Origin of the sequence: Acinetobacter sp. YH12144, from assembly GCF_013418345.1 — a bacterium.
GTDB lineage: Bacteria > Pseudomonadota > Gammaproteobacteria > Pseudomonadales > Moraxellaceae > Acinetobacter > Acinetobacter amyesii.
In genome coordinates this window covers 1-25,944 of sequence record NZ_VPCD01000022.1, presented here as the reverse complement: position 1 = coordinate 25,944, position 25,944 = coordinate 1, and the positions used below count along the sequence as shown (strand labels likewise).

Annotated in this window: 25 protein-coding genes and 1 pseudogene; 10 read left to right on the top strand and 16 right to left on the bottom strand. The window is 37.7% G+C overall.

Features of this window, described 5'->3' with window-relative positions; translation table 11 throughout:
- Positions 1–7 precede the first annotated feature (7 nt).
- Genes tssC through FTU79_RS13785 form a run of 3 tightly spaced genes read right to left on the bottom strand, consistent with a single transcriptional unit; the run spans position 8 to position 2,615 of the window.
- The gene (gene tssC / locus FTU79_RS13795; RefSeq protein WP_180050798.1) at positions 8–1,492 is read right to left on the bottom strand and encodes a type VI secretion system contractile sheath large subunit; all 1,485 of its coding nucleotides are present in this window, start codon (positions 1,490–1,492) and stop codon (positions 8–10) included.
- Entirely contained in the window at positions 1,485–1,988 is a 504-nt protein-coding gene (tssB, locus tag FTU79_RS13790; RefSeq protein ID WP_078193364.1) for a type VI secretion system contractile sheath small subunit, read from the bottom strand. The genes tssC and tssB overlap by 8 nt, the downstream gene beginning before the upstream one ends.
- Positions 1,989–2,003: 15 nt before the next feature.
- Entirely contained in the window at positions 2,004–2,615 is a 612-nt protein-coding gene (locus FTU79_RS13785; protein ID WP_180050796.1) for a hypothetical protein, read from the bottom strand.
- A 457-nt stretch (positions 2,616–3,072) separates the two neighbouring features.
- On the opposite strand from FTU79_RS13785, the gene tssH reads away from it, so the two are divergent.
- The 6 genes from tssH to FTU79_RS13755 are packed head-to-tail and all read left to right on the top strand — an operon-like array spanning position 3,073 to position 10,715.
- Complete coding sequence (gene tssH, locus FTU79_RS13780; protein ID WP_180050793.1) at positions 3,073–5,745, top strand: type VI secretion system ATPase TssH; 2,673 nt, start codon at positions 3,073–3,075, stop codon at positions 5,743–5,745.
- Positions 5,746–5,764: 19 nt separating this feature from the next.
- Entirely contained in the window at positions 5,765–6,895 is a 1,131-nt protein-coding gene (gene tssA / locus FTU79_RS13775) for a type VI secretion system protein TssA (RefSeq protein ID WP_180050790.1), read from the top strand.
- A gap of 5 nt (positions 6,896–6,900) precedes the next feature.
- Positions 6,901–8,265 (top strand): type VI secretion system baseplate subunit TssK, encoded by a 1,365-nt coding sequence (tssK, locus tag FTU79_RS13770; RefSeq protein WP_180050787.1) that lies wholly within the window; start codon positions 6,901–6,903, stop codon positions 8,263–8,265.
- A gap of 9 nt (positions 8,266–8,274) precedes the next feature.
- Positions 8,275–9,078, top strand: a complete 804-nt coding sequence (icmH, locus tag FTU79_RS13765; protein ID WP_111885479.1) for a type IVB secretion system protein IcmH/DotU — start codon at positions 8,275–8,277, stop codon at positions 9,076–9,078.
- A gap of 12 nt (positions 9,079–9,090) precedes the next feature.
- The gene (locus tag FTU79_RS13760) at positions 9,091–9,762 is read left to right on the top strand and encodes a hypothetical protein (protein ID WP_180050783.1); all 672 of its coding nucleotides are present in this window, start codon (positions 9,091–9,093) and stop codon (positions 9,760–9,762) included.
- A complete protein-coding gene (locus tag FTU79_RS13755; RefSeq protein WP_180050780.1) occupies positions 9,759–10,715 on the top strand; it encodes a M15 family metallopeptidase in 957 nt (318 codons plus the stop codon). The genes FTU79_RS13760 and FTU79_RS13755 overlap by 4 nt, the downstream gene beginning before the upstream one ends.
- Before the next feature lie 45 nt (positions 10,716–10,760).
- Here FTU79_RS13755 and FTU79_RS13750 read toward each other — a convergent pair whose 3' ends face one another.
- The 9 genes from FTU79_RS13750 to FTU79_RS13710 all read right to left on the bottom strand — a co-directional run bounded on the left by FTU79_RS13750 (position 10,761) and on the right by FTU79_RS13710 (position 16,315).
- Positions 10,761–11,522, bottom strand: a complete 762-nt coding sequence (locus FTU79_RS13750) for an alpha/beta fold hydrolase (RefSeq protein WP_168379488.1) — start codon at positions 11,520–11,522, stop codon at positions 10,761–10,763.
- Between the two features lie 175 nt (positions 11,523–11,697).
- Positions 11,698–12,582, bottom strand: a complete 885-nt coding sequence (locus FTU79_RS13745) for an MBL fold metallo-hydrolase (protein ID WP_180050776.1) — start codon at positions 12,580–12,582, stop codon at positions 11,698–11,700.
- Positions 12,582–13,001: a DUF6691 family protein gene (locus tag FTU79_RS13740; protein ID WP_180050835.1), complete on the bottom strand. Its 420-nt coding sequence runs from the start codon at positions 12,999–13,001 to the stop codon at positions 12,582–12,584. The genes FTU79_RS13745 and FTU79_RS13740 overlap by 1 nt, the downstream gene beginning before the upstream one ends.
- 2 nt (positions 13,002–13,003) lie before the next feature.
- On the bottom strand, positions 13,004–13,417 hold the full coding sequence (locus tag FTU79_RS13735; RefSeq protein WP_180005525.1) for a YeeE/YedE family protein: 414 nt from the start codon (positions 13,415–13,417) through the stop codon (positions 13,004–13,006).
- Positions 13,418–13,658: 241 nt separating this feature from the next.
- Positions 13,659–13,904, bottom strand: coding sequence for a hypothetical protein (locus FTU79_RS13730; RefSeq protein ID WP_180050773.1), 246 nt, complete (start codon positions 13,902–13,904; stop codon positions 13,659–13,661).
- 43 nt (positions 13,905–13,947) lie between these two features.
- Positions 13,948–14,703, bottom strand: coding sequence for a zeta toxin (locus FTU79_RS13725; protein ID WP_252725865.1), 756 nt, complete (start codon positions 14,701–14,703; stop codon positions 13,948–13,950).
- Positions 14,704–14,706: 3 nt separating this feature from the next.
- Positions 14,707–14,967, bottom strand: coding sequence for a hypothetical protein (locus FTU79_RS13720; RefSeq protein ID WP_168379492.1), 261 nt, complete (start codon positions 14,965–14,967; stop codon positions 14,707–14,709).
- A 583-nt stretch (positions 14,968–15,550) separates the two neighbouring features.
- Positions 15,551–15,943 (bottom strand): hypothetical protein, encoded by a 393-nt coding sequence (locus FTU79_RS13715; RefSeq protein WP_180050770.1) that lies wholly within the window; start codon positions 15,941–15,943, stop codon positions 15,551–15,553.
- Positions 15,944–15,946: 3 nt separating this feature from the next.
- Entirely contained in the window at positions 15,947–16,315 is a 369-nt protein-coding gene (locus FTU79_RS13710) for a hypothetical protein (protein WP_078190788.1), read from the bottom strand.
- A gap of 1,119 nt (positions 16,316–17,434) precedes the next feature.
- On the opposite strand from FTU79_RS13710, the gene aroQ reads away from it, so the two are divergent.
- From aroQ to accC, 3 genes are read left to right on the top strand one after another with little or no spacing between them, the layout of a single operon-like run.
- The gene (gene aroQ / locus FTU79_RS13705) at positions 17,435–17,890 is read left to right on the top strand and encodes a type II 3-dehydroquinate dehydratase (RefSeq protein ID WP_078190789.1); all 456 of its coding nucleotides are present in this window, start codon (positions 17,435–17,437) and stop codon (positions 17,888–17,890) included.
- Between the two features lie 15 nt (positions 17,891–17,905).
- On the top strand, positions 17,906–18,322 hold the full coding sequence (gene accB / locus FTU79_RS13700; RefSeq protein WP_078190790.1) for an acetyl-CoA carboxylase biotin carboxyl carrier protein: 417 nt from the start codon (positions 17,906–17,908) through the stop codon (positions 18,320–18,322).
- Positions 18,323–18,339: 17 nt separating this feature from the next.
- Positions 18,340–19,701, top strand: coding sequence for an acetyl-CoA carboxylase biotin carboxylase subunit (accC, locus tag FTU79_RS13695; RefSeq protein ID WP_111885487.1), 1,362 nt, complete (start codon positions 18,340–18,342; stop codon positions 19,699–19,701).
- 74 nt (positions 19,702–19,775) lie between these two features.
- Here accC and FTU79_RS13690 read toward each other — a convergent pair whose 3' ends face one another.
- Positions 19,776–20,258, bottom strand: a complete 483-nt coding sequence (locus FTU79_RS13690) for a hypothetical protein (protein WP_078190792.1) — start codon at positions 20,256–20,258, stop codon at positions 19,776–19,778.
- A gap of 299 nt (positions 20,259–20,557) precedes the next feature.
- Here FTU79_RS13690 and FTU79_RS13685 point away from each other — a divergent pair, with 299 nt between their 5' ends.
- Positions 20,558–21,940 (top strand): sensor domain-containing diguanylate cyclase, encoded by a 1,383-nt coding sequence (locus FTU79_RS13685; protein WP_257224315.1) that lies wholly within the window; start codon positions 20,558–20,560, stop codon positions 21,938–21,940.
- Between the two features lie 24 nt (positions 21,941–21,964).
- On the opposite strand, the gene FTU79_RS13680 is transcribed toward FTU79_RS13685, so the two are convergent.
- From FTU79_RS13680 to FTU79_RS13670, 3 genes and pseudogenes are all read right to left on the bottom strand, one after another.
- The gene (locus tag FTU79_RS13680; RefSeq protein ID WP_180050765.1) at positions 21,965–23,125 is read right to left on the bottom strand and encodes an MFS transporter; all 1,161 of its coding nucleotides are present in this window, start codon (positions 23,123–23,125) and stop codon (positions 21,965–21,967) included.
- A gap of 246 nt (positions 23,126–23,371) precedes the next feature.
- On the bottom strand, positions 23,372–25,342 hold the full coding sequence (locus tag FTU79_RS13675; RefSeq protein WP_180008104.1) for a choline BCCT transporter BetT: 1,971 nt from the start codon (positions 25,340–25,342) through the stop codon (positions 23,372–23,374).
- 433 nt (positions 25,343–25,775) lie between these two features.
- Positions 25,776–25,944, bottom strand: a pseudogene (locus tag FTU79_RS13670) (IS5/IS1182 family transposase); the annotation flags it as partial.

The following is a 25,944-nucleotide window of genomic DNA, read 5'->3' as shown; positions in this document are numbered from 1 at the left end:
ACCCAAATTAATTTGAGGACTGAGGTAACTCGGTCACAAGTCGTAATGAAACAGACAACTCATCCAACTGGAAATGTGGTCTTAAGAAAACCACAGATTTGTAGTGACCAGGCAAAGCTGGATTTTCTACAACTTTTACAGAAGCTTCACGCAATGGATACTGAGCTTTAGCTTCTTGAGATGCACCATCATCAAGTAATACATATTGCGATAACCACTCATTTAAGAAGGTCTCAACATTACCTGCTGATGCAAAACTACCTACTTTGTCACGCATCATTGCTTTTAAATAATGTGCAATACGTGAAACTGCCATGATGTATTGGATCTGGCTAGACAATGCAGAGTTTGCATTAGCTGTATCGCTGTCATATTTTTTAGGTTTTTGCGTCGATTGCGCACCGAAAAATGCTGCATAATCAGTATTTTTGCAATGAACTAACGGAATAAAACCAAGATCACTCAGCTCTTTTTCACGACGGTCGGTAATGGCAATTTCAGTTGGGCATTTAAAGACCACTTCACCATCATTGGTTTTGAACGTATGGACAGGCAAGCCTTCAACTAAACCACCACCTTCTACACCACGAATCGCAGCACACCAGCCATGCATATCAAAAGCATTGGTTAAACGTGTACCAAAAGCATAAGCCGCGTTCATCCATAAATATTCATTGTGGTTTTCGCCGGAAACTTCTTCAACGAAGTTAAAGCCTTCAGTGGCAATGCCTTCTTTTGGATCATATGGCAAACGACCCAATACACGTGGCATTGTCAACGCAACATAACGTGCATCGTCACTTTCACGGAATGAACGCCATTGTACATATTCTGCTGTTTCAAAGATTTTAGATACATCACGCGGACGATCAATATCAGTAAAAGACTCTAGTCCCAACATATTCGGGCTAGCAGCCGAAATAAACGGTGCATGTGCAGCCGCAGCGACATGTGAAATTTGCTCAAGCAAATACATATCAGATGGAGTACGGTCAAACTCAAAGTCACCAATCAATGTTGCATAAGGCGCACCACCGAATGATCCATATTCTTCTTCATAGATTTTTTTGAACAACGTGCTTTGGTCAAAATCGGTCGCACCTTGGAAATCTTTAATCAATTCTTTTTTCGTCGTATTTAACATACGAATTTTTGTTAAAGAATTTGAAGGTGTTTCTTGGCAGAAATAATACAAACCACGCCATGTCGATTCAATTTTTTGAAATTCAGCATGGTGCATGATTTTACTTAACTGAGATGAAATCAACGCATCAATTTCAGCAATACGCTTATCAATTGATAAAGTCATATTGTCTGAAACGGTGATGGTACCTGCCATCACTTCTTTAGCAAGTTCACCAATCAAACTTTTTGCACGATCATGTTCTTGATCTGTACGCGCGATACGACTTTGTTCGACAATTGAATCTAAAAGTGAATATTCTTCGGTTGCTTCAACGTTTGCAGCAGTTGCAGTATTATAATTACTCATTTTCTGCCTCCACGCTCAACTTACGAATTTGATCAGTGTTATGTAACACTTCATCCAATAAATCTTCTAAGCGTTCATTATTTGAAATTTTATTACGCAAGTCAGACAGACGCTCGCGCGCAGCAACTAACTTTTGTAGTGGATCAACCTGTTGTACAACTTGCTCAGGAGTAAAATCGGCCATGCTCTTAAATGTAAGATCTACCGACATTTTTCCACCGTCTTCAGTCAAGGTATTTTCAACTTGAAAATTAGCACGTGGCGCTAAAGACTCCATGACTTCATCAATATTATCTAAATCAACATTAATGAATTTCTTGTCTTTTAATTTGGTTTTCTCTACTTCAGATGCCGCTGAGAAATCACCTAACACCCCTACAACGAATGGTAATTCTTTAATTTCTTTACCGTCGCCAACTTCAACATCGTAAGTCAATTGAACACGAGGAGGACGAATTCGTTGAAGTTTTTTCTGTACACTTTCACGTTTTGCCATGAGTGCTTTTCCTTGTTATTTATTTTTTAATGTATCGAAAGGTGAACCACTGGCAGCAGGTTTTTTCGCTGTAGTCTGCGTTTTTGCTGTCGTGGTAGTTTTCTTTTTGCTTGCTGCTGTAGTCGTTTGTTTAGACTTGGTAGACGCTGTATTGGTTCGTTTTTTAGCTGGTGTTGTCTGTTTAGATTTCACATTGCTCGAAGATTCTGTACTTTTTTCACGAACATCTGCTGCAGCAGACGCAGATTTATCAATCGTCGGCTGAATATAACGAATATTATCCGACAACACTTTGGCAGGAGAATAGGTCTGTTCATCTAGAGTACGATTTTCATTACTCCGCATATGATTCAGCGCATTATAAGAAATAGCGATACCTGCTAAAAAAGTGACATCAGTAAGTTCAGGCGACTGATAGTTCTTTTCTCGCAGCAGATTGACCGCTTGCAATGCTTTTAAATTGTAACCATTAGCTTGATATTTTTTGGCAATATCTACAAAAATTTCATTTTTTAAGTTCTCATTTTTCTTATTTTTTTTGTCACATAACTGATTATAAAAACCAATAATCTCTGGATCTGTATCACCTACTGCCAGTGGATAATCCTTTAAACAGGATTTTTTCACAGATGCCGCTTTATCTTTTGCAAAAACGGTTTGTGTTAAACTGGCTGCTAAAATTATAGGTAATAAAACACTAAATTTATTCAAAATTGCCTCTGTATTTCTACGTGCTAAAACTTAATTTATGTGGAGAAATCACCACTTATTTTCCCGTGGGTTTTCTCTTCATTTATCAAAATTAAAAATATGCTGCAGATTTAACAAAAAATAAGCACATAGAGTCAATACAAAAATGTGCCAAATACTCCAAAGTTTGTCGACTATTTGTTTTTTTTTGTTTCATTTTATAAAAAAATCTTTTTCCTTTTTTTATTTAGTCTGTATTATATCGCCTAAAGCAAGACACTAATAATATATAAGGTGTTGATTTTAAAGTTTTTATTTTTATAGCAAGAAAAAAGAGATCACAGTCAAACTTGTAAAATTTCGTACTGTGGATTCTAAATTTGATGAGTTATTTATGAATAATTTAAAAGTTTTAATTACTAAACTTTCACCTCACGCCCGCATTTCACTCGAAAAGTCAGCCAATACATGTATTTCACAGCAAAATTATGAAATCGAAATTGAACATTTTTTACTCGAATTATTAACCTATAACAATAAAAATGACCTTCAAATACTCTTAGAAAAATACAAAGTTTCTACAGATGGTTTGGCAGATGACCTCAAAGAAAGTATCGCTCAACTGCCTAAAGGAAATACGCGTACCCCTATTTTTGCCCAATCTATTGTACGCTTACTTGAACAAGCTTGGTTATTAGCATCCGCTGAACAAAATCCACAAATTCGTAGTGGTCATTTACTTGTTGCGCTCCTCACCGCGCCAGACTTATACCAAATTGCAGCAAGAGCCTCTTCCCTGTTCGATTTATTACCTATCGATACGATTAAACATAAATTTTTAGATCTTTGCCTAAAGAGCATTGAAAATGAAGATTTAGCAACGGTATCACCAGATGAAAAATCAGCAGCACAAACGAATGCAACAACGCCAGTTAAAACACCTGCTCTAGACCAATACACCATTAATCTAACTGAAAAAGCTAAAAATGGCGGCATAGATCCTGTGATTGGTCGTGAGTTTGAAATCCGCTTAATGCTCGATATTTTGATGCGTCGTCGTCAAAACAATCCGATTTTAACGGGTGAGCCTGGTGTTGGTAAAACGGCCGTTGTTGAAGGTCTGGCATTAAAAATCGCAACCAACCAAGTTCCAGATGCTTTAAAAAACGTCAGCATTCATACTTTAGATATGGGCTTACTACAAGCGGGTGCCAGTGTTAAAGGTGAATTCGAAAATCGCTTAAAACAAGTCATTCATGAAGTTCAAGCCTCTGCACATCCAATCATTTTATTTATTGATGAAGCACACACGTTGATTGGTGCGGGTGGTCAAGCAGGCCAAAATGATGCAGCAAACCTGTTAAAACCGGCGCTCGCACGTGGTGAGTTAAGAACCATTGCCGCAACCACATGGGCTGAATATAAGCAGTATTTTGAAAAAGATGCCGCATTAAGCCGACGCTTCCAAGTAATTCAGGTTGAAGAACCGACTGAAGAAGTCGCAATCGATATGCTGCGTGCCATGATTCCCGTGATGGCAAAACATTTCAATTTACAAATTGACGATGAAGCTATCGTTACTGCAGTCCATGCATCACACCGTTATATCACTGGCCGTCAATTGCCTGATAAAGCGATTAGTGTCTTAGATACGGCTTCTGCGCGTGTTGCGTTAACGCAAAATGCACAACCTGTAAAATTGGATCAACTTCATGCTCAATTACATAATTTGAAGCTTGAATTGGCGATTCTTGAAAATGAACATAAGAATATTCCTATTCACCACGAACGCATTGAAAGTGTAAAAACACAAATATCCGCGCTTGAACAAGAAATTCAGTCGACAGAAACGCAGTGGAAAAAAGAACTCGAATTCGTTCAACAGATTAAAACGCTTGAACAAGAGTCCGAGCAAAAACCAGAAAATATTGAAACTTTAAGCAATATTCGTAACCAACTGGCAACTTTACAAGGTCAAACGCCGCTTGTTTTTGAGCGTGTGAATGCACAAATTATTAATGAAATCATTTCAGACTGGACCGGTATCCCTGTTGGGAAAATGGTGAATGATGAAATTCAGCAAATTTTGAAGCTTGAAGCACAGTTAGAACAACGTGTGATGGGTCAAGATTATGCACTGCATCAACTGGTACAAGGTATTAAAACCTCTAAGGCAAAATTGGAAGATCCAAATAAACCTCAAGGCGTTTTCATGCTGGTTGGCCCAAGTGGTGTGGGTAAAACCGAAACTGCACTTGCGTTAGCAAACGAGTTATATGGTGGTGAGTCACATTTAATCACCATTAACATGTCTGAGTATCAAGAAGCACATACCGTCTCGTCTTTAAAAGGTGCTCCTCCAGGTTATATCGGTTATGGCCAAGGTGGCGTACTGACAGAAGCAGTTCGCCGAAATCCATATAGTGTGGTTTTGCTCGATGAGATTGAAAAAGCACACAGCGATGTTCAAGAGCTATTCTACCAAGTATTCGATAAAGGTACTTTGGAAGATGGTGAAGGTCGTGTCATTGACTTTAAAAATACCACGATCTTATTGACTTCAAATGCCGGCTCTAGTGCCATTATGCAGGCTTGTTTAAATCAGCCAGTAGAAGAATGGCCGTCAGCAGAAGAACTTCTAGATGTATTAAAACCAGCTTTATATAAACAATTTAAGCCGGCATTTTTAGGTCGTATGCGTATCGTGCCGTATTTCCCATTGCACGATGATCTGCTCGTACGCATTATTCAGCATAAATTAGGCAAAATCACCGCGCGTATTGAAAAACAATATGGTACGCAAACACGCTATACCGATGATTTAGTCGAATTATTATTAAGTCGCTGTACTGAGGTCGATAGTGGTGCGCGTAATGTCGACAACATTTTAAATGCGACGGTCTTGCCTGCTTTAGCCACTGAATTACTCATGGCAATGAGTGAGCAAAAGATTCCATCGGTCATTGAAATCGATGTCAAAGACGATGAAATTATTTATGTTTTAGATCCTAAAAGTAAACCTGCGAAAAAACGCAGCAGCAAAAAGACTAAAACCTTAGAAGCATAAGCTAGGAACGATGTAGAATATGAGTTTAGAGCTCGACGCTTTATTGCAACCGATTACGGATGATTTACCTTGCGGTAGTGATTTTTCATTTTCCAATGATTTTCATGCAATTAAAAAAGCTAAAACACAAGATGACCCACTCTTGGATCAAGGCGACTGGATCGCAGAACCAAAACAGGCAGATTGGGGCTTTGTGCACCAAAAATCGTCAGATCTACTTCGCGAACAAACTAAAGATATTCGCTTATATGGTTGGTTGCTTGAAGCGTGGACTCACATTCATGGTTTCGAAGGGATTGCCAAAGGGATTGAACTTACACAAAAAAGTTTGCAAGACTTTTGGCTACAACTTCATCCTGAAATTGAGGATGATGACCTTGATCAACGTCTAGGTCTATTACAAGGGATAATTAATCAAATCCCAACATTAATTAAATCAGTTTCAATCGTTCATGGTACGGCAGCGTATTCCCTGTCCGACTATGATCGACTGCTGCATGTTCAAAACCAAAGACGTAAATCTAACCATGAAGATGATGATCAAGAAGAGTCGTTTAATGGTATGGAACAGTTTGAACATGCCTTGTTCAATACGTCAAAATCAATTCAATACCAGTATTACCAACAGTTTTTAGATATTTTAAATCATTGGGAAAACTTAAAAACGACTCTTGATGGTTTGATGGGGTTAGATGCGCCAAGCTTTGCTGGTATTGACTCTCAAATCGAAATGATTCACTTGAGCTTGAAAAAAATCTATAAAGCAGATGCTTTTATCAATTCATCAAGTGCTGAACCTGTTCAATCAAATTCTCCAATTGAAAGCCCGACACTTTCCACTGTAAATTCCGTGCAGAATGATATGCAAATAATACAACAACAGCATACACAGCAATTTAAACCTCAAGTGCAAAATCATCTTGAAAACCGTGAACAAGCCATGAAAGTTTTACAAGATATTGCGGACTATTTCCAAGTGAATGAGCCGCATAGCCCTGTCAGTTATATGCTGCAAAAAACCATTAAATGGTCACAAATGCCTCTGCATGAATGGTTAACTCATGTGATTAAAGATGAAAACCCTCTTGAAGCTGTACAAGAAATGTTAGGTGTTCAGCAACAAAGTAATGAATCGAATAGCGACTGGTAAAAACAATGTTTAAAGCAGAAAAAATTTTATGGGGTGAAGGATTATTTTTACGCCCACAACACTTTCAATTACAAGATGCTTATCATGAACAGCGTTTAAACCATACGGTTCGCGCAACGATACCGTTCGCTTATGGTATTCAAAGTTTAATTTTTGATGAATCGCAACTCAGTACCAACACATTAGCTTTGAATAAAGTTGAAATGATTTGGCAAGATGGCGAGATTTATCAAGCACCTGCACAAGACTTATTACCTGAGCCTGTACTACTTGATTCATTAAATTTACGCGGCGAAATGCAAATTTATTTAGCATTACCAATCGTTCAACCGAATAAACGAAACGTCAATTTTGAAGAAAATACCCAATCGAGTCGCTATCATTCACATTTGACTGAAACTCATGATTTGTTTACAGATGCAACGGCTGCTGAAATCACTTTATTACGCCGCCGTGCAGAGTTCAAAATCTTTGAATTAGGCCAAGAACCACAGCACAATCTTGATGGTTTTCTTTATATGCCTATAGGCCGAATTAAGCGCCAAAGTTCAGGTAATTTTGTTTTAGATTATCAATTTATCCCACCAATATTACATATTAGTTCGTGTGATTCACTGATTACCGGGCTTAAACGAACGCTCAATATTATCAAAGCTAAAATTAAAACCATTCAATCGAATAATCGTGAAAACGAACAAAAGTTAATTGAATTCCGTTCTGGTGATATCGTTTCATTTTGGTTGGTTAATGCGCTGAATACTGCGCATGCGACCTTAAATCATTTATTGCAATATCCACTGATTCATCCTGAACGTTTGTATTTTGAATTATTGCGTCTGACAGGTTCCTTACTCACCTTCTCTACAGCTTATGAAGTAGATCGGCTTCCACAGTATCAACATCATAATTTGCAAGAAAGTTTTGCTCAATTAGATGTGATTTTACGTGAGTTGCTCGATACGATTATTTCAAATCGATATATCAGTATTAACTTGAAAGAAACCCGTCAATCCTACTGGGTGGGCAGTCTTGAAAGTGACAAAATTACTCGCGATTCGCGCCTGTATTTAGCTGTTTCAAGTAGTGTGATGCCTACACATGACATTATTTCTTATGTACCGCTGCGCTTTAAAGTCGGCAATACTGTCGATGTTGAACAGCGTGTCATGGCGGCATTACCTGCTGTTCCATTGCAACATATGATGCAAGTGCCAACAGCAATTCCAGTTCGTTCAGGTGTGAGTTATTTTGAAGTTGAGCCAAATAATGATTTGTATCAGCGTATGCTTGATTCTGAATCCATCTGCGTTTACATACCAGCTGGCTTCCAAGATATCTCGATTGAACTTATTGCTGTGATGAATGGTTAAGGAGCAATCATGAATATTTCAAATAATGCCCCTTCACTTTTTGACGACGGTCAAATAGGATTAGGCTCTTCAAAACCAAGTGCTGAACCGAAAATCAACAGTTCAACCAATTTAGTTGATCTACTGCATGATGGTTTTTACATCGTATTCTTACTCAAAAATCAATATGTTCCATCCAGCCCTGAAAGTTTCAGGACAAAAATTATGGATCTATTAAACCGATTTGAAAGCCAAGCCCGTAAGCTTCAATTCAGCAATGAAGATATCACGGACGCAAAATATGCCTATTGCGCTTTATTAGATGAAACCATTGTCACCCAACAAGATGCACGCTTTTTTGATTTACAAAACAATTGGATGATGAATCCATTGCAATTAAGTCTTTTTGGTTCACAGCTTGCGGGTTACCGCTTTTTTGAAAATTTAGAGCAAATTCGTTCTAAGAATAAAGATCGTTTAGCAGCACTTGAAGTTTATCATTACTGCATGCTCCTTGGTTTTCATGGTAAATACCGACTTGAATCGATTGAAATGCTCAATTCACTCGTTGCACGTGTCGGCGATGAAATTGATTATATGAAAGGTAAAAAGGCGTTTTCGCCTTTCGCGGCATTACCGGATCAAATTAAAAACATTATTCACCGTGAATTACCATTTTTTTGGATCATTATCTTTTGGGCTTTGTTTGCTGTATTAGCATTTGGTGGACTGAGATATATGTTATCTAGCCAAAATAATCAGGCGTTATCACAATATCAAAACGTCATAACTGCCCCATCGGAACAGGCTTATATCACCATTCATTTACCATAAGACTTAGACACCATGGCAAACGAAAAATCGAATAACGTTAGAATTTTACAGTCGACTCAAAAAAATAATTTACCGCCTTTAGCTCATGCTGCTATCGGCTTTCTTGTTGGTGCAGCGGTGATTATTGTTGTTGGCCTGGGATATTTTTATCTAAATTCTGACGATCAGCCTACAAATGCAGAAATGACTACTTCTGCCCCAACTGAAGATAAAGCTGAAACTGAGGCATCCGCTGTACCTCGTCAAAACGAAAATGAGCAAGCTTCAGCTGAAAAAGCGCAGCAAACCGTTCATGCAACTGAAGAAAAAGATCCGGATAATGATTTATATTCGAATGATTTAGCTACTGCTTTCAATCATGGTAACACGGCTAAGGCAACTCAGCCTGTTCAAGCTGTGGCGAATAACCGTTCACCTTTTGAAATTACCCAACCGCAGCGCCCTGTTGTAGCTGCTACAACAACCGTTAAACAACATATTCCTACTACATTAGTAAAACCAAAAGCTGCGCCAACAACAGCTAAGGTGACCAAACCTACAGAGCCTTCTACGAAAGCAGCAAAAGAAGATGAGCACTTCGAAGAGCCGATGGGTGGAACGCAAATTTCTGAAACCAAACGTCCGAAAGTGGTTGCTGCAACAAACACTGCTAATGCGACTGTGAGCGCTACAGTTTCCCCATGATCATCTTTTTGGTTAGTTGTTTCTTTGTCTTAGCACTGGTGACAGTGCTTTGTTTTTCTTATGAACTCAGAGTTAAAGTTCAGGATTTTTTCTTTCAAATCATTCCACAAAGTAAAAAAAGAATTCAGCACGCCAAAAATTTTGCTTATGAACTGAACTATGCAGCAGCACCACAACAAATTCAATCACACTGGCATTTACAACAATGGTGGATTTTATTTGCTGGCTTTTTACTGTTTGCCAGTATTTTATTATTTGCTTTTACGCGGCCGATTACTGCAAGTAAAGTAGAAGCGGATTATTTACGCAAAGTCGACCCACAAATTTACGCCATGCTTGATGGACAGGTTTTAGATGCACCTCCTGAAGTTGAAGAATATCTTGTTCAAGAAGCGATCGCTGAAGAAGCAGCAATGATTGAGCAGCCATCTGTTATGGCCTTAAGTTTCAATCCAGAAGTTCAAGATATCCATACGCATTCATACTCTACAGATGTGCCTTCAGCAGATCGTAAATGGCATAAAATGAACCCACGTTATAAGCAGCGTTTATTGATGGTGTTCAAAATCATGCGTGAACAACATGGCTATGAAATGATTTTGCTTGAAGGTTATCGTAGTCCAGAACGTCAAAATAATTTAGCCACCAATAAAAATACCACTCGTGCGCGTGGCTTCCAAAGTTATCATCAGTTTGGTTTAGCAGCCGATGTCGCCTTTAAACGCAATGGAAAAGTGGTCATTACTGAACGAGACCCTTGGGCTATGCGTGGTTATCAACTTTACGGTCAAGCCGCTGAGTCTGTCGGTTTAACATGGGGCGGACGCTGGAAATCCATTCAAGATTATGGCCATACAGAATATCGTATGCCAGGCCTGAAAAAAACTGCAGAGATGGCGGCACTACTCACCTCTGAAGGTCAGCTTCAAGCCAATAATATTTCAATTGAGTAATATTTCGATGTTGTGCCTTCAAAATATAATTGAAGGCACATTGTATTATTCTAGATAATTTTGTATTTGCTCTATTACTTCAGTTGTTTTTTCTGCATGTAACCAATGGCCTGCGCCTTCTATCTCTACAATTTTCGCATTTGGAAATTGTTGTTCTATCGTATTGGTATGTTCCACTTTTGAAATATAAGGTGACTCTCCACCTTTGATGAACAATACAGGCTGTTGCCAAGTATTTTCAATATTTTCCCAACCAATAATCTGGTCATATTGTTTATACAACGCATCTACATTAAACAACCATTGTCCTTTGCTAAAAGACTTGAGCAGAAACTGTATCACCATATCGAAATGAATATACTCACGCATAATTTCAACCGCTTGTTGTCTAGATTGAATTTGTGCATTTTGTACAGCGATCAAAGCTTTAAATATTTCATCATGATGACGTTCTTGATATGCAAAGGGCGCGATATCCAGTACAACAAGTTGCACTACCCGCTCTGAGATTAAAGCCAATTGCATTGCGACCTTTCCTCCCATGGAATGGCCAATCACTGAAAACTTATCGATGCCAATTACATCTAATGTCTCAAGTACATCGTTTGCCATTTCACGATAATTCATTTCTGTACTTTGAGGTGATTTACCATGATTTCGTAAATCGAGCTGAATCACTGAATGTGAATTTTGAAAAGCTCTGGCAAGCATCCCTAAGTTGCTCAGGCTGCCAAATAAACCGTGAATAAAGACTAGTGGATGCGTTTCGCCTTCTAATTTTTGATGATATTCGTAATTTAGGATCATTTCTGAATACTATGTTAAATTGACATTATGATGCCTAGTTGATGGAATGAAATCAAATGGCCGTTAAAATTTATTAATCACACTTAGGCTATTTTATGTAACAACTATTTAATTTGCTTAGGCTATTTAATAAAATGAAATAGCGAGCTACATTCAACCTAAAGGATTTTTGTCTTTAATTTGCAGATTTAAAGTGATTAAAAGGAATTTTTAAATAGCGAATACCATTCCCTTCTGGTTTTGGAAATTTACCTGCATCCATATTGATTTGTATTGCAGGTAAAATCAGTTTTGGCATAGCCAAATTTGCATCACGCTGAGTTCGCATTGTGACAAAATCTTCTTTTTTCGTACCAACGTGGATATGAATATTCTGCTGTTTTTGCGCATGTACACTGCTTTCACAGCAGTATTCTGACCGATTTTCTGGTAAATAGTCATGGCATAAAAACAAGCGCATTTCAGGTGCTAACTGATAAATCTTTTGTACTGAATCGAATAATACTGCTGCACTGCCCTTGGGAAAATCACAGCGTGCTGTGCCATAATCAGGCATAAATAAGGTATCACCGACAAACACAGCATCATCACCAACCACATAGCTCAGACAAGCAGGTGTATGTCCAGGCGTTGGAATGTTATAGGCCTTTAACTCACCGATTTTAAATGCCTCATGATCTGCAAATAAATAATCAAAAGACTGATGTGAATTAAAATATTTCACATCAAAATTATAAATGGCGCTGAATGTTTCCTGCACAATCTTGATGTTATGGCTCATCGCAATTTTGCCACCAAGAACCTGTTTTAAATATTGTGATGCCGTTAAGTGATCTGCGTGCACATGCGTTTCTAAAATCCATTCTACGCTTAGGCTATTTTCTTGAATATAATGAATAATCAAATCTGCATGCTTCGTTTGAGTAGTTGCAGAAGCAGCATCATAATCCAATACACTGTCTATAATCGCACATCGGTTTGTTTGCGGATCGGCTACCACATAACTGAATGTATTGGTATTTTCATCAAAAAAATGTTGTACCTGTGCACGATTTGACATTAATTTGCTCCCGAAAATTTACGATGTATATAGACGCCCGCAAACATCGCTACAACGAAATAGATCGCTTGATAATAACCAAGCCCGATCAAAGTAAAGGCTGGCGCAGGACAAATCCCAGCAATGCCCCAACCTATTCCAAAGATAACACTCCCCATGACGAGTTTTGCATCAATTTGATTATTACTCGGTAATTCAATCGCCGTCCCATCAAAGGTTGTCGGTTTTGATTGACGAACGGCCATTTGAAATGGAATAAATGCAACTGCAATGGCTCCCATCATCACAAAAGCTAAACTCGCATCCCACTGCCCTGTTATATCAAGGAAACTTAAGACCTTTTCTGGATTAGACATGCCAGAAATCATTAAACCTAATGAGAAAATTCCACCAAAAATAAAAGCCAATATATTTTTCATCATTAAGCTCCGATTACATGTCTCATTACATAAACTGTGATAATCCCTGCCAACATAAAACTAGCAGTTGCAACGAATGAACGCTTAGAAAGACGACTAATACCGCAAATGCCATGTCCGCTTGTACAACCTGAACCTAATCGCGTTCCGAATCCAACCAATACCCCGGCAATGATCATCATCCATGGGCTTGCATCCAGTTCAATTGTCACAGAGGTCATTTTCCCGTAGATAAAAGGCACAATAAAAAGTCCCGCTAAAAACCATATCGCAGGTGTTTTTAAAATCGTTTGAGGATTCAACATTTGCGCAATTAAACCACTGATACCGGCGATTCGACCATGTACGTATAGGTAGCCAACTGCGGCTAGGCCCAATAAGGTCCCGCCGAGAAAAGCGGTTAGAAAGGGATGCATATTCATCAGCCACAAAAACAATATATGTTTTTATAATATGTTATTTAAAAAAAGATGCAAGCCCTCCAACCGAAATATTCGTTCTGACTTGCCTTTTCCTGATTGAAAAATTCAACGTTTCAAGAGTGTTTGATTAATTTATTTAGAAATAATTTATAAACTTGAAAAATCACGAAATATATCCTCGGAGATTTTTCAATAAAGGCTGTTTATTATGAAGTTAATTGAAATAATAGATAGTTTATAGATCAATACTGATATCGCTGAGTGCATCGCTCACCCACGTTAAAGCATCTGAACCCAATTCTATAATATTCGAACCAATTTCAGCTAAGTCGGTCAAATCTAGAGAAGATAAAGGATCAAATGATGTACTATTTTTTTGCTGTTCTTGTTCAGCTTGCTGCTCAATGGCTTGATCAAGATGAGTTTGATCTAATGGAGATGAGTTTGAATGTTGTTGTAATTCATAGTCGTTATTTTGCATAGGTTCATCCTGTTATTTTGTTTTTTATTACGTTCAGTTGATATTAATTTGGCTCAAACTCTTTGAGCACCTTATCTACAAACCACCAAGGTAAACGCTGAATACCTGAATTCATCTTTAAAATTTCAGCTTGTTCAATTTCCGCAATGAAAGAAGCATGCTGTCCATCGGCAGAGTTATCAAATAAATAACTACGATCCGTTGCTTCTACCGCCTGCATTAACAGATCCATACTTCGATAATAACGTTCGCGAATTTTTTGTTCTGGCACACCATGTCCACCCGTTTTCACGCGGTACTGAACACGTGAAATATTGATAACAGGATCAATAGTGGAAACATAATATAGATAGGTTCGAAAGCCTTTTCTTTTTGCTTCGCGTAGAAACTCCACCTTGGAAATATGGGACATCACCGTTTCAAAGGTAAAACTAATTTTTAGTTCTAAAAACTGCAAACGGATGTAATCGATAATTCTTGCACAAAGATATGAATCAATCTGATCTGGATGAAATTCAATTTTCCACGGATCTAATATCTGAGGTTTTCGTGCTAATAGCGGAATAAATTCTCCATCAGCGGGACGCTTTTTCGTATATAGAAAGTCAATTAGTGCTTCGGATTTTAAAGCGGGATGGTAATCCAACAAATTGAGCCGGTGTGAATGTTTCAGTTGAGCTTCGAGTTCATCCGCATTTAAATATGCCCCAATATGATGGGGCAATAAATATTCTTTAACTGTGCTTTTACCTGAACCATTTGGACCCGCGAACATTCTAATGCGAGGTTGTGGAGGCATGTATTAAACAATTTCCTCTATTTTCTTTTTTCGTTTTAAAATTTTTGGTAGATCATCCACTTGTACAAAGTCGGCTGATACATCTTTTATTTGTACTTCTTGACCATTTTGCAGACGTTGAACCAGTTGTAGACCTTTTACATAAACCACAGTGGATGACGCACTTGCTTGTTCAAAAGCATGGCGAAATGCATGGATAGCAAGGCTCGGGATCATATCGTCCTCATATTGGCTTGCTTTCATTACTGAAGTATAAGCTGTCATGTAACAACTCCTCAAACATCAAAAATAATGTGTTCAATCATCTTATCATACTCGCAATATTTGTCTATTTATCCATCAGTCATCCTGAGAAGAAATTGATAAAAATTCAAAATGCTTAAATCATTTGATTGTATTGCTCGAAAAGAATGTCGTATATGAGTCAATGTGTGTGGATAGTAAATCAAGAATTATGTAAAAGTTACCTACATTGGATTTATCACCCAATTAAGCATTTAATTTTTCACAAAAAAATAGCCACTTATTCAGTGGCCAAAAGAGAACGACATCAACAAGTTGATGTATTAGTACTGACCTATGCAACAGGACCAGGGATGTTTGTTGCATATAAATCGTTCTAACTTGATCATAATAATGTGATGGACTTGTCAATTTAAGCATATTTTATATCATTTTCTGACAATCTACATTTTCAACTTCTAAGATTATTAGAAACTGCACCTATAGTGAATAATGCTGTAATAATTTTGAAATATTAGACCATTTCGAATTATGAAAAATAGAACAAAATGAAAGAAAGTTAGACTAGAGCCCAAAAGTTTAAGCAGAGAAATTTAAACCTAAATTATTTTGTAGGACTCGAACAAAATGCACTTTCGTTTAAGCCAGATGACTGCATACTCTGTTGCTGTTGTTGTAAATAGTGCTGTGAAGCCACTCGCATTAGATTGGCCATTTCAAGAGCTGAGTTTTGCTGAGATATTTCTAAAATCTGTCGATATGCATTCAATCTTAAACAAAATGCTTGAGTTTGCTGCTGACCCGTTGCAGTAGATGTAGGGTCATCTAAAATGGCTTTGGTTGAATTAATTTGCTCAGTATATGTATGTATCTGAGCATTATATTCAGCTTGAGTCAGTTGTGGAGTAACCGCTTCATTCACATTTGCATATGCTACAGAAGCAGTAAACACAGAAAAAATAAAGACATAAAGTTTATACATCAACGGAGAATGCATAAATTAAGCCTCATCACCTTCTTTCCAGACATCTTCATAATCATCAGCATCGATCATAAAACGATAGCCCACATCCAAAGCTAAATACGGTAGCACTTCAGGCACAACATCTTGCAGTTTACGCACAGTCATTGTTTCAAAGTTATCTGCGCCTTCAAGCTCGCCGCCATAAATATACCAACTGACATTTTCATCACCTTCTGCAGGCTTACGAATACCAACTATTGGATCTTTATTTAAGGTATGGACAGCCACAGCAATTACATCATCGCCCTGCACTTCTACATATGCAGAACCCACTTCTTCACATAAAAGTTTTTGTTCTGCAATCAGTTCTGCCAAAGGTGATGAATTTTGCGTATGTTTTGCCATGTTTGTTCTCAGGCCATATAGGTTTCGGGCATTCTACCGTGAATTACACTTATATAGATAAATTTTTTCCGTGCGAAAGCATTCGTGCCTTGTTTTATCAATTCATTTATAACAAAAGACTCAATGCTGTAGATTCCATGTAAAGGTATAAACAGGAATAAAGGAAACTTAATTTAAGACATATACCGCTCAAACACAGAAATAGACGAAAAAAAATAGAATCAACATTCAAACAGCAAGCTTCTTTACCACCACAGATTTAACTTTTGCCAATGCCTGTGCAAATTTGGACAAATACCCGATTTTCCAAACTTACATGATTTATGAAAGAAATCGTCAATGCCTTGCACGTTTCATAGATTCAAAACACTGACTAGAAAATACACAGGATGGTTAATACGCTTATATATAGGTCTATAAAGTATGACTTAGCTAGGCAATAAATGTTCATCATATCTAAAGCTGCCTACTTATAAGGAAATGCTCCCACAGAATATTTAATTCGCTAAGGCAAACAAAATATCTAGCTTGAGCCCTATCATCTATGAAAAAAATTTCATTGGCCTAGAAATATGCTTTATAAACCATAGAAAAAGTAACTATCTTTTAATTTTTATATACTTAGCACACAAACCTGATTTATTCTTTCAAATAACTCGATTGAAAACTGAGAACAATTTAGATTCCTTTACGCGTGAAATAAGTTAAACCTTAGAATTTTTAATACGCTGAATAAATACTATCTTTACGACTATGCATGCGTAGGCAGTTCAACTGACGATCTATAAGACAAATGTACAGGCCATCTCACCTTTCAGATCATTTGTACTGGTTATTGCTACACGAATGCACCACGAAAAAGCAAGTTTACACAAAAGATATCAACAGTTTTAGCCAATTGGGTTTAAAATGATGCCCTACAATATAATGATAAAAAATGTAATCTTTTAACATTGCCAATTCTCTGCAAAGTTCGCATTATATAGCCCATTCTCGGCACATGCTTTTCACGTCAATTCAAAGAAATTATAAAAAAAATGTGGAATTTTATGCCATAATGAGCAAACTTTGCAGGTATCTTGCAAAGTAAATTTGCAACTTTTTATTGGAGCAGGCTGAATGAGCTCGACCATTTTGGTCATTCATGGACCGAATCTCAACTTACTGGGAAAACGTGAACCCGAAGTTTATGGCTATCTAACACTCGAAGATATCAACCAAAAACTGATTTCACAGGCTCAAAACGCTTCCATTTCTCTCGACACTTTCCAAAGTAATTGGGAAGGCGCTGTCGTCGACCGAATTCATCAAGCGCAACAAGAAGGCGTTCAATTTATCATTATTAACCCAGCAGCCCTAACACATACTTCGGTTGCTGTGCGTGATGCCCTTCTAGGTGTAGCCATTCCGTTTATCGAAGTACATCTATCAAATGTCCACGCTCGCGAAGCATTTAGACATCACTCCTATCTATCTGATAAAGCCGTTGGCGTTATTTGTGGTTTAGGTGCAAAAGGTTATGCCGCAGCACTAGACTTCGCCATCGAAAAAATTCAACCAACTTCTCAATCTTAATTAGGAATACTGTTCATGGATATCCGTAAAATCAAGAAACTCATCGATTTGATGATTGAATCTGACTTACAGGCGATTGAAGTTAAAGAAGGCGATCAATCGATTGCTCTAACTCGTCGCAATCCAGTAGTTGCTGCCGCTGCGCCTGCTATGGCTGCACCTGCCGCTGCGCCTGCTGCACCTCGTTCACCACGTGGTGCTGTTGAGCCGTCTCCTATGGTTGGTGTGTTCTATGCTGCGCCAAATCCAGGTGAAGCACCATTTGTGAAAGTTGGTCAAACTGTATCTGCTGGTGAAACACTCGGTATCATCGAAGCAATGAAAATCATGAACCCAATTGAAGCAACTCAAAGCGGTGTAATTGAAGAAATTTTGGTTAAAAATGGCGAAGTGATCCAATTCGGTCAACCATTATTCCGCTATCGCGCTTAAGACCACGGGGAATCACAATGTTGCAAAAAGTTTTAATTGCAAACCGTGGTGAGATTGCGCTCCGCATCACCCGCGCTTGCAAAACTTTAGGAATTAAAACCGTAGGGATTTATTCCGATGCCGACAAAGACCTAATGCACTTACGCTTCTGTGACGAAGCAGTGTGTATTGGACCAGGTGCCAGCAGCGAAAGTTATCTCAATATCCCTGCCATTATTACAGCGGCTGAAATCACCGGTGCAGATGCCATCCATCCAGGTTATGGTTTCTTATCTGAAAATGCTGAGTTTGCTGAAATTGTAGAAAACTCAGGTTTTATCTTTATCGGCCCGCGTCCTGAACACATTCGCTTAATGGGGAACAAAGTTTCTGCCATTATTGCCATGAAAAAAGCCGGCGTACCGACTGTTCCAGGTTGTGACCATGCTGTAACGATTCACAATGCTTTGGCAGAAGCTAAAGAAATTGGCTTTCCATTGATCGTAAAAGCAGCTTCTGGTGGTGGTGGTCGTGGTATGCGTATCGTTGAACGTGTAGACACACTCCTCGAATCTGTACAAGCTGCTCAACGTGATGCTGAAATGTGGTTTGGTGACGATACCGTTTATATGGAACGTTTCCTTCAAAAGCCACGCCATGTCGAAGTGCAAGTTCTTGCAGATGGTAATGGCCATGCAATTCACCTTTATGATCGTGACTGTTCATTGCAACGTCGTCATCAAAAAGTACTTGAAGAAGCTCCTGCACCGGGTCTACCTGAAGAAGCACGTGCGCATATTCTTGAAGCATGTGTAAATGCTTGTAAATTGATGCAATACCGTGGTGCGGGTACATTCGAGTTCTTATTTGAAGAAGGTGAATTCTTCTTTATTGAAATGAATACTCGTGTGCAAGTAGAACATCCTGTTACTGAGCAAGTAACTGGTGTAGATATTATCGAGCAACAATTACGCATTGCTGCTGGCTTAGGTTTGGATCTTCAACAAGAAGACATTCAACTTAAAGGTCATGCGATTGAATGTCGTATTAATGCGGAAGATCCATCTACATTTATGCCTTCACCGGGCAAAATCGATCATTTCTATGCACCGGGTGGCGCAGGTATCCGACTAGATTCTCATATCTATCAAGGATATAGCATCCCACCCTACTATGATTCAATGATTGCAAAACTCATTGCGCATGGTAAAGATCGTGAAACCTCTATTGCGCGCATGAAACAAGCTCTAGAAGAGATTATCTTAACTGGCGTGAAAACCAATATTCCGCTACATAAAGATTTGATTCTTCAAGATAAAAATTTCTGCGAACAAGCAATGGATATTCACTATCTTGAAAAGCATCTATTAAAGAAAGTCGAAGGACATGAAGATAAATAAATCTTCAGCGTCAAAAAAACCACTCAAATGAGTGGTTTTTTATTTTCATAAGAAGAAATATCAATATGTCATGCTTAAGGCAATACTCGACGCAATGTCGCAAAACACTGCTGAGCCTGATCATTGGCACAGAAATTAATAACCGATGGACTTTTCCACTTTACAAAGTATTGTGAAATTTCGCCGGTTTGATCTTGAATATTGCCCGAACAATCCATCTGATTATTGTCATATTTAACTTGTAAAATCAGTGCTGGAATTTGCACATTCGGATCTTGCGCAGGTTGATAGTCATATACCCCAGATGACCACTCTTCACCGCTTTTGATCACAACATCATTATTGCTCTTAAAATTATAATATTCAACACACTTTTTATTGGTCGGAATTTCCATGCCCCATAAGCCAACCAATTCAGAACGTGTTGTCACCCTAAAGCTATTCACCGCTTCAACTTGATTTTTAGCCTCTGAATTTTGAGTTGTATTCTTATTATCTGCCGCCATCACCAACGATGAACTCAACATGAGTAAAACTGTAAGATATGCTATTTTCATACATTTAATCAGACATATAAATCATGCTCTTAAAGTAACACATTTTTTTACAAATCCGCGGTTTATCACATTTTCATAACAATCATTTTTCCTATTTATCCAAAAAATCAATCTCGGTTAACGAAACTACAAATCAGCTAAATGCCAAACAAATCACACTATTTACAATAAAATAATATAAAATCTTTTTTATCGTTTAATATACGAAAAAAACGAATTCTCCCATATTTAACCTAGGCTTACATAAGCTAATGAAACTGCATTCGAATAGTCTTGCTACGCTTAATGCAAGCCACAGCATGGCTTTTGTAATAGTCGCTGCAGTTATTCTTTGCTGCTGCTTAATCGGTATTTTCACCCGCCCATTAAGCTATTTAGCGATTTTTTGGCCTGCCAATGCAGTGCTATTAGCATTATTCTTAAGGTTCCCTAAACTGAGTAATCTGGGAGGATGGTTAGGTGCATTTACCGGTTATATGCTCGCAGATTTAGTGACGGGCAATTATTTCCAACTCACTTTATTTCTCACTTTTTCAAATTTAACCAACAGCATGGTATCGTTATTTTTTATGCGATATTTTCAGGTGAACTATCAAAACTATAATAAAGGTTTCACCTTTCTGACCATGATTGTCATCATCGCCTGTGGTGGATGCCTTGCAGGTGCTCTTTTTGCTATTTTCACTGTGCCTTATATCCCCAACACGTTTATGTCGACCGATCGATTGTCGATTGATTTTGGTATGTGGTGGATTACTGAAATATTAAATGCGCTGATTATATTACCGCTTATTCTGTCTTTTCCTAAACTGGCCGATCTTAAACTTTATTTCAAAGATCGACGTCATCAAAGCTTTCAGATCAATAAAATATTTCCGGCAATTGCAGTTGTCTTCTGTGTATTTTTAACAGCCGTTTCTACAGGTCCAGGGGCAATTCTCTACCCTTTAGCGGCTCTAATTTGGGCAGCATTAACCTATCGATTATTTACCTTATCCCTAATTAATGCCGTGGTAATTTTAGCGACCTATTACAATTTAAATGCGTTCTACTTACACGATTCTTCATTAGCCTATTTATCGACAGCAATTTCAGTCCGTATCGGCCTAGCCATGCTGATTCTCTCGCCGTTGATTCTTTGTATTATTAGCCGAAATCGGCACGAATTATATAAAGAGGTTTTATACCTTGCAAATCATGATAGTTTGACTCATGCGATGAATCGTCGATATTTTTTCGAGCAAGGTGAGCTTTACCTACAAAACCAAATTCAGCTTAACTTTTCCATTATCATGATGGATATTGATCATTTTAAAAAATTAAATGATCAATATGGGCATTATGTCGGTGACCAAGTTTTACAAGAATTTTCGAGCGTTGTGCGTAAGAATTTACGTGAAACTGATTTATTTGCACGTATTGGTGGTGAAGAGTTTAGTGTATTACTCACGAACATTGCAGCAGCTGAAGCTCAAGGTATTGCTGAGCGTATCCGAAAAGTCGTTGAAACTACGCCTATTTTCATTGATAAAAAAAATACGATTTATATTACGGTGAGTATAGGTCTGATTCATCAGTCTTTGCCCAATGCTCCAAGTTTGCAAAGTATGATAAATCAAGCCGATCAGGCCTTATATCAAGCCAAAGAGCTCGGCCGTAATCAGGTGATTTTAGTTCATTGAGATTTATCAAAATACTGAATTGTTTTAAGTTGGCTTTTGGATCGTTTTAGGCAAGCCCACGACCAAAAACATGGCAGGTATAACCACCAGTCCTGCGATCATAAAAATAACGGGTCCCGAAAGCATGTCCCAATATCGGCCTGCTAAAATACTGCCACTCGCAACACCTAAGCCCCACATGGTACTGTATAGCGCTTGACCACGCCCTTGTTGACTCGCAGTAAAATTTTGAAAAATGATCCGCATCGCGATTAAGTGGAATAATCCAAAACTAAAGGCATGAATCGTTTGCGCTGCAAATTGAGTGATAAACACCTTCGGATATAAACCTACAATCAACCATCGCATCCCTGTTAGCCCCAGACAAATGAGCACTAAATTGCGCCAAGAATATCGATTAAAAAAGACATTGGCATAGGCAAACATAATGATTTCTGCAATGACTCCTACAGACCATAAAAAACCGATTTGGCTCGTCGAAAAATCAGCCTGCTTAAGGTAATTGCTATAAAAACTATAAAACGGTGCATGCGAAAAGAGCAGAAAAAATTCAATGATAAAAAAACTCGCTACAATAGGCCGTTTTAAGATAGGCCAAAGTGGTTCAAGTTTTTTCTGTGAAGATGGTGCAGTAGCGGGCTCTTTAATCGTAAATGACCAAATAAATGCGAGAAATGCAATGCATAACAACATGATAGGAAGCATGGAAACAGGTATTATTTCTAGCAAAGCCCCTATTCCAAATACCCCAACAATGAAACCAACTGATCCCCATTTTCTGACTTTTCCATAAAGTTCTGCACGCCGCTCAGCTAACCAAAATAAAGTTACTCCTTCAAATTGAGCCAATATGGCATTTTGAAAGAAACTAAAAACCAGCATGAGTAATGCAACAGACTGAAAACTGTTGGGAATTATAAAAATCAGAAACCAAATACAGGCTTCCATCCAAGTTGCAATTCGAACTAAAAGCATACGCTTGCCGGATTTATCCGCAATCCACCCCCAAATAAATGGGGCAAAAAAACGTGTCACAATTGCAATCGAAGATAAAACACCTATTTCTTGATAATTAAACCCTTGATCCTCTAAATACAAACTCCAATACGGCATGAATGTACCCACTATTGAATAATAGAAAAAGTAGAATCCACCGAGTTTGGATTGGATTGGAATGTTAAGCATCAAACTGTATTCCTTAGTATTTACAGTAAGTTATAAACTTTTCAGAGTTGTATGCTTTTGCATCTAAAAGGCTTGGTTAGGATATGACGAGTATACAAATTTATTTTAATTAAATTATTTCAAAATTTGTACAATTTTATCAAAATATCAAATTTCCTCATTATTCTATTTATTAAACAATATGTTATTTTTACTTATAAAACTCTCATATGTTAATAAAAACCGCCCATTTGGGCGGTTTTTTATCTATTGGCTCTTAGTTCGAACTAAATTTAAAAAATGCAGATGACGCTCATATTGATCAATGACATCTTGCAAGATATCTTCTTGCGTCCATTCGATGATGTCATAATTTTGACCACCTTCCCTCAAAAATACTTCAGCTTGATAATCTTGCGTAATTTCTCCTGAATCAATCATAAAGCTTGGTGTATTTTTTTCTTGGACAACTACTTGGTAGATAAAGTTAATCTCATCTTGATGGTTTACACGAAGCTGCAAGCCATCATCTATCGTGTTTACCGTCACATCTAAATGACGACGCTTAAACTCTTTCTGTAGATTTGAAAATGCCTGGCTTACCGTTGTATCAATATATTGTTCAACTTCTTCACGTGTATGCGGATAATGCATAATCAATCCTAAACGTTGCTGCCAACTTCTTGGATTATGAATTGCTCTAGGTGTAATACGCGCATCCTGTAATGCTTGCATCTTGGTTGCATCTAAATGTAGAGCCTTGACTAAGCCCCAGCAAATTAAAAGCATTACAAAAGTGAATGGTAATGCACTCAACATTGTTGCAGATTGTAAAGCACCTAAACCTCCTGCAAACAACAAAACAATCGCAAGAACAGCCATTAGAGTTGTCCAAAACAATCGTTGCCATGTTGGGGAGTTCTCAGATTTAGCTGTTAAATAATCTGTAACAAGTGCACCAGAGTCCGCTGAAGTCACAAAAAATAGCATAACCAATATGGTCGCAACAAAACTCATAATGCCTGAGAATGGCAAAGTTCCTAAATACTCAAATAGCGCAACGGATGAGTCTCGTTGTACTGCAGAAATCAGTGAGGTATTCGCTTCGTTTAAGATGCTATAGAGTGCAGCGTTGCCCATCACTCCCATCCAGATCAGCGTGAAGCCTGTTGGTATAAGTAAAACACCTACAATAAACTCACGAATAGTACGTCCTTCAGACACACGCGCAATAAACATACCTACAAATGGCGACCATGAAATCCACCATGCCCAGTACATAATTGTCCAACCACCAATCCAACCATCAGATTGATAGGCATATAAATTAAAGGTCATGTTAAATAAGTTTGAAAAATACTGACCAGCATTTTGTATAGTCGCTTGCAATATAAATATTGTTGAACTAGCAAAAAATACAAATAATAAGAGGGTTAATGCTAAGCCTAAATTGATCTCTGATAATCGTTTAATACCCTTGTCTAAGCCCATAAATACGGACAAAGAGGCCATAGCCGTAACAATGACAATTAGAATTAGTTGCGTCGTCGTTGAATATTCAATCCTGAATAGATAATTCAGGCCGGAGTTAATTTGGGTTACACCAAAACCTAATGTCGTTGCGACACCAAATACAGTACCGATCGTCGCAAAGGTATCTACACCATCACCGATTGGACCATAGATTTTTTTTCCTATGAGAGGATATAACGCAGAGCGAATTTTTAGAGGTAGATTGTGTCTATAAGCAAAGTAAGCTAACGCTAAGCCAACGATGGTGTAGATTGCCCATGCATGAAGTCCCCAGTGGAAGAAGGTTACGCGCATGGCTTGCTGCGCTGATTGGATCGTTTCAGGATCACCAGTTGGAGGTGATACATAGTGCATCACTGGCTCCGCGACACCGAAAAACATTAAGCCAATACCCATACCAGCAGTAAATAACATAGCAAACCAGGAGCTATTACTATATTTTGGTTGGCTATGGTCTAAACCTAATTTAATTTTACCCATATTTGAACAGGCAATATAAATAAGCACTATTAGAAAAATGGCTACAGATAACACATAGAACCAACTGAATGAGTTTGTAACCCATTGATTTAGTTGTTTAGTAATTAGATCAAAAGCATTGGGAGCTAAAAATACAATGGCAATGAAAATGCCGATAATAACAACTGTGCTAATAAACACATTTGGATTCACATTGGAATACCATGACGGTTTCAATGAAGATATACCTTCCCTATTCCGTTTTATTTGTAAGACAGATCAAAATTGATCAAAGAGATATCCGCTAACTGCGGAAGAAACAGGCTTGTAAAGATGAGTGCTGGCGATTGTAATTTCGCTCTATACGATAAATATTAAAAATATTCATGTGCATAAATTGAAAATTAAAGGCTGACTCAATCTAAGCCACTGTTTAGAATGTGCACATGTTATCATATTTTTAGATACTAAATTAAATATTAAGCAATTTATTAAATTAAGAAAACGATCAATTTAATGTCTTCATTCTAAATTCATTATATTTATCAATATCATTTTTCTTAATTTCTTATAATTTTCCAATTAATACAAAATTCAAAAAACCACTTTTTGGTGGTTTTTTGAATATTTTTTTATCACTTATATAGGGTGTGTTGACATTTACAGCCGATAAATTGAGCTAAAGAGGCAACCATATAAATATACAAGCTAAAGCAACAGTGCTTTGATAGTTACGTTTTAGCTTATCGTATCTTGTGGCAATTCCTCTAAATTGTTTTAATCTACAAAATGCATTTTCAACTAAATGTCTGATTTTATACATATACCAGTCCATATCATCATTGCTA